The organism is Proteus sp. fly-1067 (assembly GCF_040139345.1).
Lineage (GTDB): Bacteria > Pseudomonadota > Gammaproteobacteria > Enterobacterales > Enterobacteriaceae > Proteus > Proteus vulgaris_B.
In genome coordinates this window covers 191,832-205,374 of sequence record NZ_JBEEUL010000005.1, presented here as the reverse complement: position 1 = coordinate 205,374, position 13,543 = coordinate 191,832, and the positions used below count along the sequence as shown (strand labels likewise).

11 protein-coding genes and 1 tRNA gene are annotated in these 13,543 nt (G+C 37.6%); 3 read left to right on the top strand and 9 right to left on the bottom strand.

Going from position 1 to position 13,543, the window contains the following annotated elements; genetic code table 11:
• Positions 1-414: 414 nt before the first annotated feature.
• The 6 genes from dppF to ABN217_RS09650 all read right to left on the bottom strand — a co-directional run bounded on the left by dppF (position 415) and on the right by ABN217_RS09650 (position 7,051).
• Entirely contained in the window at positions 415-1,416 is a 1,002-nt protein-coding gene (gene dppF, locus ABN217_RS09675; protein ID WP_349459353.1) for a dipeptide ABC transporter ATP-binding subunit DppF, read from the bottom strand.
• Positions 1,409-2,392, bottom strand: a complete 984-nt coding sequence (gene dppD / locus ABN217_RS09670) for a dipeptide ABC transporter ATP-binding protein (protein ID WP_072068806.1) — start codon at positions 2,390-2,392, stop codon at positions 1,409-1,411. Before dppD ends, dppF begins: the two co-directional genes overlap by 8 nt.
• Positions 2,393-2,404: 12 nt before the next feature.
• Positions 2,405-3,307, bottom strand: a complete 903-nt coding sequence (gene dppC / locus ABN217_RS09665) for a dipeptide ABC transporter permease DppC (protein WP_072068807.1) — start codon at positions 3,305-3,307, stop codon at positions 2,405-2,407.
• 10 nt (positions 3,308-3,317) lie between these two features.
• Complete coding sequence (gene dppB / locus ABN217_RS09660) at positions 3,318-4,337, bottom strand: dipeptide ABC transporter permease DppB (protein ID WP_072068808.1); 1,020 nt, start codon at positions 4,335-4,337, stop codon at positions 3,318-3,320.
• A gap of 153 nt (positions 4,338-4,490) precedes the next feature.
• Entirely contained in the window at positions 4,491-6,098 is a 1,608-nt protein-coding gene (gene dppA, locus ABN217_RS09655) for a dipeptide ABC transporter periplasmic-binding protein DppA (RefSeq protein WP_197269794.1), read from the bottom strand.
• 876 nt (positions 6,099-6,974) lie between these two features.
• Positions 6,975-7,051, bottom strand: a tRNA-Pro gene (locus ABN217_RS09650).
• A 300-nt stretch (positions 7,052-7,351) separates the two neighbouring features.
• Between ABN217_RS09650 and ABN217_RS09645 the strand changes: the two genes are divergently transcribed.
• Positions 7,352-7,657 carry a DUF5339 family protein gene (locus tag ABN217_RS09645; protein WP_197269793.1) on the top strand — a complete coding sequence of 102 codons (306 nt, stop codon included), beginning with the start codon at positions 7,352-7,354 and terminating at the stop codon, positions 7,655-7,657.
• Positions 7,658-7,731: 74 nt separating this feature from the next.
• Here ABN217_RS09645 and ABN217_RS09640 read toward each other — a convergent pair whose 3' ends face one another.
• Positions 7,732-8,067 carry a YceK/YidQ family lipoprotein gene (locus ABN217_RS09640; RefSeq protein ID WP_349439485.1) on the bottom strand — a complete coding sequence of 112 codons (336 nt, stop codon included), beginning with the start codon at positions 8,065-8,067 and terminating at the stop codon, positions 7,732-7,734.
• A gap of 388 nt (positions 8,068-8,455) precedes the next feature.
• Here ABN217_RS09640 and ABN217_RS09635 point away from each other — a divergent pair, with 388 nt between their 5' ends.
• The gene (locus ABN217_RS09635; protein ID WP_197269791.1) at positions 8,456-10,114 is read left to right on the top strand and encodes a putative transporter; all 1,659 of its coding nucleotides are present in this window, start codon (positions 8,456-8,458) and stop codon (positions 10,112-10,114) included.
• Positions 10,115-10,379: 265 nt separating this feature from the next.
• On the opposite strand, the gene ABN217_RS09630 is transcribed toward ABN217_RS09635, so the two are convergent.
• Positions 10,380-11,639, bottom strand: coding sequence for a valine--pyruvate transaminase (locus ABN217_RS09630; protein ID WP_197269790.1), 1,260 nt, complete (start codon positions 11,637-11,639; stop codon positions 10,380-10,382).
• A 194-nt stretch (positions 11,640-11,833) separates the two neighbouring features.
• The gene (locus ABN217_RS09625; RefSeq protein WP_196554376.1) at positions 11,834-12,394 is read right to left on the bottom strand and encodes a DNA-3-methyladenine glycosylase I; all 561 of its coding nucleotides are present in this window, start codon (positions 12,392-12,394) and stop codon (positions 11,834-11,836) included.
• A 237-nt stretch (positions 12,395-12,631) separates the two neighbouring features.
• Between ABN217_RS09625 and glyQ the strand changes: the two genes are divergently transcribed.
• Positions 12,632-13,537 (top strand): glycine--tRNA ligase subunit alpha, encoded by a 906-nt coding sequence (gene glyQ / locus ABN217_RS09620; protein ID WP_004246832.1) that lies wholly within the window; start codon positions 12,632-12,634, stop codon positions 13,535-13,537.
• The last annotated feature ends 6 nt before the right edge of the window (positions 13,538-13,543 follow it).

The following is a 13,543-nucleotide window of genomic DNA, read 5'->3' as shown; positions in this document are numbered from 1 at the left end:
AAAATAAAAGTAGATAAATATATAATTATTATTATTTGAGTATAGTTGTAAGATAAAAATAGTAAAATGAGATAAACGCTGGATTTCACTTTTTTAACTACGATATTGCCATATTATTTTGATTATAGAATATAATTCACTAAAAAATACAATGCCATGTAAGTTTAAATCTATAAAAACCTTATTAAGACATTAAAAACAAAAATAAAAGAATAATAATATTTTAATATATAAATATTTTTTTATTTTTAATACCAGCACACTTAATATTTAAAGAGATTTATATTAAATAACATTTAATATTTATTGAATCACAATGAGATTATCTTATTTTGATCGACTTAATATAATTAAAAAAAGGAGCAATATTTTTTATATATATTGCTCCTTTTTGATTAAAAATATTCTTTTTATTTAAAGTGCTATGTTATCTTGCTCAACAGCAAAACAAGCAATAAGTTGGCCATTATAATCTTTTAAAGTTGGCTGTAATTGACTGCATGGTCCAAATGCACGACGGCAACGTGCTGCAAAAGCACATCCTGGTGGTGGACTTAACGGGCTTGGCAATTCTCCTGTTAATTTAATGCGTTCACGTCTTAATTCCGGTGTTAATCTTGGCGTTGCTGATAACAAAGCTTGTGTATAAGGATGCTGAGGATTTTCAAAAATTTGAGCCTTAGTCCCTTTTTCTACGCAACGGCCTAAATACATCACAATAACTTCATCTGCAATATGCTCAACAACGGAAAGATCATGGGAAATAAAGACATAAGAAAGCCCCATATCCTGTTGAAGATCCATCATTAAATTTAGCACTTGAGCACGCACTGAAACATCGAGAGCAGAAACAGGTTCATCCGCCACCACAATATCCGGTTCAAGCATTAAACCACGAGCAATAGCAATACGCTGACGTTGACCACCAGAAAACATGTGAGGATATCGACTATAATGCTCTGTTTTCAATCCTACTTTTGCCATCATTGATAATACTTTTTCTTTACGTTCAGATACGTTAAGTGTCGTATTGATCAAAAGTGGCTCTTCTAGAATTTGTCCCACCTTTTTACGGGGGTTTAATGATCCATAAGGATTTTGAAATACAATTTGGATCTTTTGGCGACGCAATTTCTCTGCTGATTTATCTTTGATTAACAGATTTTGCCCACGGTAAGAAAGCTCCCCTGAAGTGGGTATTTCAATCATGGTTAATAATCGACCTAATGTCGATTTTCCACAACCTGATTCACCGACAACCGCCAAGGTTTTACCACGCTCTAACTCAAACGAAACACCATCGAGCGCTTTCACTGTTTTCTCTTTTGAAAACAGTCCCCCTTTAACAGTGTAATACTTGGCTAAATTGACCGCCTTTAATAAGGGAATAGTGACATTTGGATTAATTTCAGCCATGTGTGGGTCTCCCTGCATTATCTAACGGTGTATGGCATTTCACGCGATGTGTTCCCAATTCTCTTAAGGCAGGTTCGGTTTTATAGCATTCATCATGAGCATAAGGGCAACGAGGATTAAGTAAACATCCTGTTGGTCTATCATAACGACCCGGTACGACCCCAGATAATGAAGCTAATCGCGCTTTGTTGCTGGCAAATTCAGGTAATGCTCTTAATAGCGCCTGTGTATAAGGATGGCGAGGTGATTTAAAAATTTCTGATGCCTTCCCTGATTCCACTACTTGCCCCGCATACATCACAATAATGGTGTCGGCGGCTTCTGCCACTAATGCTAAATCGTGAGTGATAAGCACTAGCGCCATATTTTCTTGTTTTTGTAAATCAAGCAACAGTTCTATGATCTGCGCCTGAATAGTCACATCCAGAGCCGTTGTCGGTTCATCAGCAATCAATAATTTAGGACGACAAGCAATCGCCATTGCAATCATCACTCGCTGGCTCATACCGCCAGAAAGTTGATGTGGGTACACATCTAAACGTGAAGCAGGATCAGGAATACCCACCAGCGTTAAAAGGTCGATAGCACGTTGCTTACGTGTTTTTCGGCTTCCGCCTTGATGAACTTTCAATGCTTCCATGATTTGATAGCCAACCGTAAAACAGGGGTTTAGGCTGGTCATTGGATCTTGGAAAATCATTGCGACATCAGCCCCCACCAAATTACGTCGCTCTGATTCAGAGATTTTCATTAAATCTCTACCATCAAAATAAAGCTCTTGAGCACTCACTCGCCCCGGAAAATCAATCAGCCCCATAATAGCCAATGAGCTCACAGATTTACCTGAACCTGACTCTCCAACAATACCAACAACTTGCCCCTCTTCAACTTGATAGCTAATTCTGTCTACCGCTTTAAACGGAGTATCTTCATCACCAAAGTGAACAGATAATTGATTAATATTTAATAATGCCATCTTCTTACTCCGTTACTGCTTTAATTTCGGATCAAGCGCATCTCGTAAACCGTCACCCATTAAATTAAAGGCAAGCACAGTAAACAAAATAGCAAGACCAGGGAACGTCACAACCCACCATGCACTTTGTGTAAACTGCAACACGTCAGATAACATAGTTCCCCACTCAGGAGTTGGAGGCTGAGCGCCCATACCTAAAAAGCCCAATGCTGCCATATCTAAGATTGCATTAGAAAAACCTAAAGAAGCTTGAACGATTAAAGGTGCGAGACAGTTAGGTAAAATATTGATAAACATTTGGCGCATTGACCCCGCACCAGCGACGCGAGATGCAATAACATAGTCACGGTTTACTTCAATTAAAACAGCAGCTCGTGTTAATCGAACATAATGAGGTAAAGCAACAAAAGTCAGTGCAATAGACGCATTGACGATAGAAGGCCCAAAAATTGCTACCAGCACTAATGCCAATAATAAACTGGGTAATGCCAACATAATATCGACCACTCGCATAATGCCGATATCCACAAGACCACCGAAATAACCCGCAGCTAGCCCTAGAATAATTCCTAAGATAAGTGACAGTACGACAACGATACAGCCAACTAATAATGAAAGACGAGCACCAAACATTAAACGAGAAAGAATATCCCTGCCAACATCATCAGTGCCTAGAATAAATTGCCAACTTCCCCCTTCTTGCCAAACAGGAGGCGCTAATAAGAAATCACGAAATTGCTCATTCGGTGCGTGAGGAGCAAGAAAGCCTGCAAATAGCGCAATCAGCAACATAATTACGATATAAATTAATCCAACAACTGCGCCCTTATTTTGTTTAAAATAGTGCCAAAATTCTTGGAAGGGGGTCATAGGAGCCGGTGCATTGATGACCGGTGTAACTTTATTTTCAGTCATTATGCATTCCTTATTTTTTATGGCGAATACGTGGATTCACAATGCCATAAAGAACATCAACCAACAGATTGACAAAAATAATCATCGTTGCAATTAAAAGTACACCACCTTGAACCACAGGGTAGTCTCGTCGTTGTAAGGCATCGATTAACCAGCGACCTAAACCCGGCCATGAGAAAATAGTTTCCGTTAAAATTGCACCAGCCAGCATTGTTCCGACTTGCAATCCAATAACGGTGACAACAGGTAACATCGCATTGCGTAATGCGTGAATAAGAATGACACGAGCACGACTCAAACCTTTTGCTCTTGCCGTACGGATATAATCTTCACCTAATACTTCAAGCATAGATGAGCGAGTCATACGCACAATAACCGCTAAAGGAATCGTTCCTAATACAATGGCAGGTAAAATAATATGATGGACAGCATCAATGAAGTCGCCTTCTTCTCCCCAAATAAGAGTATCAATAAGCATAAAGCCCGTTAATGGATTGCTATCATCTAAAAAGACACTATCAGCAAGTCGCCCTGACACGGGAGTTAAATCTAATTTCACAGACACCAGCATGATTAGCATGATCCCCCACCAAAAGATTGGCATGGAATAACCTGCTAATGACACACTAATCGCGGTATGATCAAAGATAGAACCACGTTTTACCGCAGCCAGCACACCCACAGGAATGCCGACAGAAACCGCAAAAATCATGGCACAAACGCCAAGTTCTAAAGTGGCTTTAAAGCGAGGTAAAAATTCATCCCAAACAGGAATGCGGCTTTTTAATGAAATTCCCAAATCACCATGAAGAATACCATTTAAGTAATTGAGATATTGTTGCCATAACGGCTTATCCAGCCCTAATTCTGCCATTAAATAAGCATGACGCTCTGGAGATAGACCACGTTCACCCGCCATAATCATGACCGGATCACCGGGAATAAGATGCACAAAAATAAACGTAAGTAATGTAATTCCGATAAACGTAGGGATAACAAGTCCCAAACGTTGAAGGATAAATTGCAGCATATCCTAATTCTCTTTTCAAACATCAGCTAAAAGATAGCGCTGATAAATCAGGAGAAAATCCCCTGCGCCCACAGTGTACTGAATGTATTCTTTATTATGGAATAGCGGTGCCTTTCACTAAGAAAGACACCGTACTTAAGTAAGGTATTGCTATTATTTCAGAGAGACATTCTCGAAGTGATGTTTACCTAATGGATCAACCACATAGTTCTCTACTTTTTTACTCACTGGCTCATATACCGTAGAGTGAGCAATAATCAGTGCGGGAGCTTGATCGTGCATAACGACTTGAGCTTGTTTATAAAGCTCGACACGTTTTTCATGATCAGATGCTACTCGTGCAGGTTGGATCAGATCTTCAAATGGCTTATAGCACCACTTAGAATAGTTTGAACCTTGCTCTTTCGCAGCACAGCTAAATAATGTCGCAAAGAAGTTATCTGGATCTCCATTATCCCCAGTCCAACCCATCATTACTGCTTGGTGTTCACCGGATTTAGCACGTTTGAGATATTCACCCCACTCGTAACTGACAATCTTGGTTTTAACACCAATTTTTTCCCAATCCGCTTGTACCATTTCAGCCATACGACGGGCATTTGGATTATAAGGACGCTGTACAGGCATTGCCCATAAATCGATAGTAAAACCATCTGCAAGACCCGCTTCTTTTAGCAGTGCTTTGGCTTTTTCAGGGTTATATTCATAATCAACGATATCGTCGTTATAACCCCACATTGTTGGTGGAATGAGGTTTTTCGCTTTTTGGCCCGCACCTTGGTAAACCGCTTCGATAATCGCGTCTTTATTCACAGCCATGCTTAATGCTTGGCGAACTTTTTGGTTATCCAGTGGTTTTTTCTCAACGTTAAACGAGATATAACCCACGTTTAAACCCGGTTGTTCTAATAGATTGATATCGCTATTTTGTTTCATTTTCGCAATATCAGCAGGATTTGGGAAAGGCATTGCCTGACACTCACCTTTTTGCAATTTAGCATAACGCACAGAAGCATCAGGTGTAATAGAGAAAACTAAACGATCAATGTCTGGTTTTTTACCCCAATATTGATCATTTGCTTTATAAAGAATACGAGAATCTTTTTGATATTGTTGTAATTGGAAAGGCCCTGTACCAATAGGGTCTAAATCTACTTTTTCAGGTGTTCCTGCTTTCATCATATTATCGGCATATTCCGCAGATAATATGGATGCAAAGTCCATTGCCATATCAGCAATAAAAGGCGCTTCTGAACGTGTTAAAACAAAACGAACGGTATGATCATCAATTTTTTCGATTTTCTCGATCATATTGTTCATATCCATTCCTGAGAAGTATTCGTAACTTCCCCCAGACACTTTATGGTAAGGATGTTGTGGGTCCATTTGGCGCATAAACGTGTACATTACGTCATCTGCATTAAATTCACGGGTTGGCTTAAAGGTTTTGCTACTATGCCAATTTACCCCTTTACGCAAATGAAAGGTATACACCTTACCATCATCACTCACATCCCAACTTTCAGCGAGTCCTGGAATGATTTCCGTTGTACCCAGTTTAAATTCAACTAAACGATCATAAATAGGTACTGAACTTGCATCATAGGTTGTTCCAGAGGTAAATAGCTGAGGGTTAAATCCTTCAGGTGAACCTTCGGAGCAATATACTAATGTTTTTGCCTGCACGCCCGCAGAAACAGCTAATGCAAGTAGCCCGATTGTCGCGGTTAAAATTCCTGTCTGTTTTTTGGAGCTTTTCATCATTACTCTCCGAAATTGTTCTGTTGTGTTTTGGCTTCCTGTTTAAAAACGGAATGCCTTTTTATTTTGTCATTGTTCAATTAACCAACTGTATCCCCTTACGTCAATAAGGGTCTACTCCGTAAAAAGAACAAGTTATAAACATAAATGAAACGAATATCGAACAAAATCAGAATAAAAAAATAAGTCTCTGACTAATATCTAGTCAATAAAACCACACATTAAGAAATCCTTAAGTGAAATGACTGTTTTAAAAAAAGCTATGATTTGTGATTAACCGCTTAAATATTGAACGAATATTTTGAAATGAAACAAAGAACTTGGTGCTTTATTCTGTTATAGAAGAAAAATAATCATACGATCAGAGTATCCTGACTTTGGCACAAATAAGGCCATTAGTGTGAAAAATCCCAAAGCAACGCACTTAACAAACCACTCAACTAGACAAGCACATTAGGTTCAGTGTGTTATTAATAGTTTTGATTTTTTAATAGTAGAAAATTCATATTTTTTGATAATTATCAGACGTTCCATTGCCCATTAATATTGAATTAAGATGATGGTTTCTAGGTTTCTTATTAGCAGTTAATAAAGCTATTTTTAAATAAGCCTGATAACTGAACGGCTTTATCATCCTGACTAAATCAAAAGCAGGAGCTATCAAGTATTTCCTTTCATTATGGAAAATATTTCCACATATTTTTGATCTTGAAATTAATAAGGAAATGGAGTGTCAGGCTAACAGTAAGATGAGCAAGAGAGAAAATACTATTATGGCGAAAAAGTAAGATGAAAACTGACACATCTTAGTGCATCAATTTATTTTGGAAGGGCTAAAACGACAAAACCCCGCTTTAAAAGCGGGGTTTCTTAATATGGTCGGCGAGAGAGGATTCGAACCTCCGACCCACTGGTCCCAAACCAGTTGCGCTACCAGGCTGCGCTACTCGCCGAAAACGAGGTGCATCTTACTGCCAGAAACCCATTGCGTCAATACTTTTTTAGTATCTCCTGACTGTTCGTATGGTTTTCAACCAAAATGATTGATTTTTAACTTTTTTATCATAAAAACCATCTACTTTTAGCGTAACTATAACAATCAACTTCTTCTATATTCTCTGCAAGTTCTGTTTTTCTTTACATTGCTGATAAAAAACAAGAAAAAATAAAAAATTTATTCGTTAATACTATCGTTTATTTTATATGCTTTTTATATAATTCACTTATGTCAAATAAAATGGGTAGTTTAGAGAATGAAACAATATTGGTGGAGTCTCGCATTACTCCTGTTGTTAACCACACTTCCAACCCAAGCATCTATGGCACATGCTTGCCGAGTGTACTTTAAGGAAGCAGACAAATTTATTCAGTATATTTCTCAACGTGAAGACCTAAAGCATAATATACCCGAAATTAAGGGGAATTTTGAACAAAGCAAAAAACAGATAATGGCAGCGCCGCTAACAGAACAAAAAGTAATATGTGATAAAGAAATGCAAGAGCTTAATAGCCTTAATAAAATGTTCGGCCCTAAAGAAGAAACAGTGTTAAATAAATAGCCCTATAAATAGTTAAATAAGCAGATAATGACTAGATAGAATTACTTATTCGTTATTTAGTCATTATTTTGATATTAATTCTTATTTTCATAATTATTATCTGCCGTTGTACTTTCTAATCTTTTTATTCGCTCTTTTGGTGAGTTATCACTTTTATCATCACTCTTGGTATAATAATCATAAGGCAGTAATAAAGTATCTAATACTGCACTAAAAGGAAAATCTAAAAGAACAAGGGGTTTCATTGCCCACCCAGTTTCATCATCTTTTAGCATTGCCATATTATTCTTTGTCCCTGAATAAAGCTCTTTATTCGGACCAGCATGTGTCATAACGCTAGAGCACCCCGTCAACAGAGTCATGAAAAATGCGATTAATGTTAAATTTTTACTCGTCTTTCTAAATATCATAGGGCACCTATAAAACAAGATCAGGAGTCAATGCTTTTTATCATATAGTTAAACCTGTTTTCTCTTATAGAACAAGAGAAAGATGATATAGAATAGCTTAATTTTTCAATAATTAAATAAATAAGTATGCGTAAAAAATATTATTATATCTAATTAAAAAAACATAATAACATTACTAATTATTATGTTTCCCTGATATTAAAATTCAACCATCTTTATTTTAAAGGAACATTTTAACTCTATATTTATCTTTTTTATTTCTTTGATCTTTATATATGCCGAATCTGTGCGATAAGGCACAGCGACTTTCTTTGTTCTTTGCCAAAATAGGTTTATCGTTTTAGCTCAATTTTTTAATTTTTATTTTTTTGAGTATAGGATCTTTTTTATGAGTGATATTGCATTAACAATGGTGATGTTGTCATTAGCAGGCGCTCTAGGTCTTTGGATTGGCAATATCAAAATCTATCGAGTCAGCCTAGGGATAGGTGGCGTTCTTTTTGGTGGCATAATTATTGGGCATTTTGCTCAACACTATAACCTTTTACTCAACGCACAAACTCTTCATTTTATTCAAGAATTTGGTCTTATTCTTTTTGTTTATACCATCGGTATTCAAGTTGGCCCTGGCTTTTTCTCTTCATTACGTGTTTCTGGATTAAAACTCAACGCCTTTGCAATTTTCATTATTCTTCTTGGTTCTATCATCACCGCCTCAATTTATCGTTTATTTGATGTTCCCTTGCCTATTATTTTGGGTATTTTTTCTGGTGCTGTCACCAATACTCCATCTTTGGGTGCTGGGCAACAGATACTCACTGATTTACATATTGATCCCGCTTTAGTCGGGCAAATGGGGATGGGCTATGCTATGGCTTATCCTATGGGAATTTGTGGCATATTGTTAGTTATGTGGCTTATTCGTGTATTTTTTAAAATCAACATTGATGAAGAAGCGAAAACCTTTAGTAACCAGCAAAATAGTACTAAAGAGGCACTACATACCATTAATATTGCCATTAAAAATCCCAATTTAGATGGTTTATTAATGCAAGATATTCCACTACTCAATGAAGACGCCATTGTATGCTCTCGTTTAAAACGTGGTGATAATATTATGGTGCCGATGCCATCAACGATTATTCAGTTAGGAGATTTATTGCATATTGTTGGTTCGAAAGAAGATCTTAATAAAGTACGCCTTGTATTAGGCGAAGAAGTTGACGCATCGCTCTCAACATCAACCAATTTACTACAATCAGTACGGATCGTTGTAACGAATGATTCCGTACTCAGTAAGCGTTTAAAAGATCTTGATCTTAAAAGAAAATACGATGTTGTCGTAACTCGATTAAACCGCGCCGGTATCGAACTAATTCCAAGCAATAACAGCATGTTGCAGTTTGGGGATATTCTTAATGTTGTTGGTCGTCCTGAATCTATAGAGGCGATTACGGTCCTGTTAGGTAATGCTCGTCAAAAATTAGAGCAAGTTCAAATGCTACCTGTTTTTATTGGTATTGGATTGGGGGTTTTACTTGGTTCTATTCCTATTTTCATTCCCGGTATTCCTGTAGCCCTTAAATTAGGATTAGCTGGTGGCCCTCTTGTTGTTGCCTTAATTTTAGGGCGTATTGGGACATTCGGTAAGCTCTATTGGTTTATGCCGCCAAGTGCAAACTTAGCATTACGTGAATTAGGCATTGTCATGTTTCTTGCCGTAGTAGGACTAAATTCTGGTGGTGAATTTGTTGAAACCTTAATTTATGGCCAAGGACTGAGTTGGATTGGCTATGGTATTCTTATTACACTATTACCGTTATTAATTGTGGGGATCATAGCTAGGATCTTCTTTAAACTTAATTACTTAACTCTTTGCGGAATGTTAGCAGGTTCAATGACCGATCCACCTGCTCTGGCCTTTGCAAACTCAATACATAGCTCAAGTGGAGCTGCTGCACTTTCTTATGCCACCGTTTATCCTTTAGCGATGTTTTTACGTATAATAACGCCACAATTAATGGCACTTATCATCTGGAGTTTGTAGCAAAAATAATAAATATATTAATCAGTTGAACCAAATATGTTACTAAAATCCACATTTTGCTTAGCAGAGGAATAATTAAGGCCATGAATGGCTCTTATTTAAGCCATAGATTTTATCATTGTCTGTTTTAATAGTTCTCGTGCTAAGAAATTTAGATTGAGACGGATTGCTAAATGTTTAGTAATCAATTTCTTTCCGTCAAACTTATGCTCAAAAGTCCTCGTTATTGTCTTTGCCCCTTCTTCTCGCTGAAGGGGCATTTTTATTAGATATTCACTGGCTGATAGATGTTCTCGATTTCTTCAGCCAGAATTTTTATTCCTTTCTCTATCAATTCAGGCTCAGGTACGTAATTCATACGCATACATTGATGAGCATGATCCCATGAATCTTCTAATCCCGGAAAGAAGTAATGTCCCGGCACCATTAATACACCACGTTTTTTCAAACGACGATATAACTCTTCACAAGAAACAGGCAAGTCTTTAAACCATAGCCACAAGAAAATAGCGCCTTCAGGTTTATGAATAAGGCAACGTTCTTCAGGTAAGTAACGGCGAATAATATCAATGGTTTCAAGCACACGCTGATGATAAAAAGGCCCAATTACCTCTTGAGATAGTCGCATCAAATCATCACGTTTTAGCATTTCTAATGCCATTGCTGGCCCAATTCCACCCGGTGCAAGGCTAATAATTCCATTCACATTTGTAATGGCTGAAATCAACTCTTCACTGGCGATGATAATGCCACAACGTGCGCCGGGTAAACCTAACTTAGACAGGCTCATGCAAAGAATTGTATTGTCATTCCAACGAGGTGTTGCTTGAGTGAAAATAATACCTGGGAAAGGAACACCATAAGCATTATCTATAATCAGAGGGATATTATGCCGTTTAGCTAAATCCTCTAGCTTTTCAACTTCGTCATCGGTAATAACATTACCCGTTGGGTTTGTTGGTCTAGAAACACAAATAGCCGCAATATCATCACCAATTTCAAGATGAGCAAAATCAACATGGTATTTGAATTGCCCATTTGGCAACATTTCTATAGTTGGCTTATTTGCAACAAACAGATCTTCTTCTAATCCAGAATCGGCATAACCGATATATTCAGGTGCTATAGGAAAAAGAATTTTACGTTTCTTACCTTCAGGGGTTGTTCCACCTAATAAATTGAACAAATAGAAAAAAGCACTTTGGCTACCATTGGTTAATGCAATATTTTTTGCCGAAATATTCCAGCCTAACTTCTCTTTTAAACATACCGCCAATGCTTGTAACATAGCATCTTTGCCTTGCGGGCCATCATAGTTACAAACTGCATCACTTAACGTGCCATTTTCTGTCATCTTTTTAAGTAACTGGCGAAAATAGTTGTCCATTTCAGGAATATGCGCAGGATTACCGCCTCCCAACATCACGGCACCTGGTGTCCGTATTCCTTCATTTAAATCTTGCATCAAGCGAGCAATGCCCGAATGCTGAGCAAATTTTTGCCCGAATTGTGATAATTGAGTCATCTTTGCAGGTATCTTCTATGTTGCTTTCTCGTTAAGAAATACCATACCGCGAGCTTTAATCTGCATCAATAGTTATAATAGAAATGATAAAATAGGAATATTAATACAGATTTAAATATTGAAATATAAAACCAATAAATTATTAAGTTAAAGATAACTCAACTCACATTTTACTTTTTATTGGTGTTTTCACTCTATTCTTTACGACAAAAACAAGAAAGAATATGGTCATTCACCATACCAACAGCTTGCATAAAAGCGTAACAAGTTGTTGTACCAACAAATTTAAAGCCTTTTTTCTTTAACGCTTTTGCCATCTTATCTGAGATTTCAGTAGACGCAGGTACTTGGGATATATCATCCCACTGATTAACAATTGGTTTATTATCAACAAATTGCCAAATAAACTGGCTAAAATCGTCACCTTGCTCTTCCATTGCCATAAAAACACGCGCGTTATTAATAATGGCATTAATTTTTCCTTGATGACGGATAATCGCGGGGTCTTGTAATAGAGCTTCAACATCTTTCTCTGTCATTTTGGCTATTTTTTCAGGTAAAAAACCAAAGAAACAGCGACGATAACCCTCTCTTTTTTTGAGTACGGTATACCAAGATAGCCCGGCTTGCTGGCCTTCAAGGCAAATCATTTCAAAAAGCTTGTATTTATCTCGTTCAGGTTTTCCCCATTCATCGTCGTGATATGCCAAATATTCAGGATCATTGGTTACCCAATCGCAACGTTGTTTACTCATTCACTCATTCCTTGTTATCAATAACTTTCAATAGCATTACTTATATACTGTATAAATATACATGTAAATAGGTGAAAAAAAATTCAATCTAATTCTTTGAGCATAGTCATAAAGTCAATTAAAGGATTATTTTTTTGATCGAGGGAAAATTGCCCGCATTCCTTGCTGTATATCTTTCGTCTAGAAGGTATACTGAAACCTTTCTTTTTATTCTATGTATCGCCATGCGGATATAACATGCAAAAGTTTGATACCAAAACCTTTCAAGGTCTTATCCTGACACTACAGGATTACTGGGCTCGCCAGGGCTGTACCATTGTCCAACCATTAGATATGGAAGTGGGTGCCGGCACATCACACCCAATGACCTGCTTACGAGCATTAGGGCCAGAGCCTATTGCTGCGGCTTATGTACAACCTTCACGTCGCCCAACTGACGGACGCTACGGTGAAAACCCTAACCGTTTACAGCACTATTACCAATTCCAAGTTATCATTAAGCCATCACCTGATAACATTCAAGAACTGTATCTTGGCTCTTTAAGAGAGTTAGGTTTAGACCCAACTATCCATGATATTCGTTTTGTAGAAGATAACTGGGAAAACCCAACACTCGGTGCTTGGGGCTTAGGCTGGGAAGTTTGGCTCAACGGCATGGAAGTCACGCAATTTACCTACTTCCAACAAGTGGGTGGATTAGAGTGTAAACCTGTTACAGGCGAAATTACTTACGGTTTAGAGCGCCTTGCCATGTATATTCAAGGCGTAGATAGCGTCTATGATTTAGTTTGGTGTGATGGACCATTAGGTAAAACCACCTACGGTGATATCTATCATCAAAACGAAGTTGAGCAATCAACCTATAACTTTGAATATGCTGATGTAGACTTCTTGTTCTCTTGCTTTGAACAGTATGAAAAAGAAGCCCGCGAGTTGTTAGAGTTAGAAAAACCTCTGCCTTTACCTGCCTATGAACGTATCTTAAAAGCAGGACACACCTTTAACTTATTGGATGCACGTAAAGCTATCTCTGTGACAGAGCGTCAGCGTTATATTTTACGTATCCGTACTTTAACCAAAGCGGTTGCTGAAGCATATTATGCTTCTCGTGAAGCGCTTGGTTTCCCTATGTGTAAAAAGTAAGAGGCT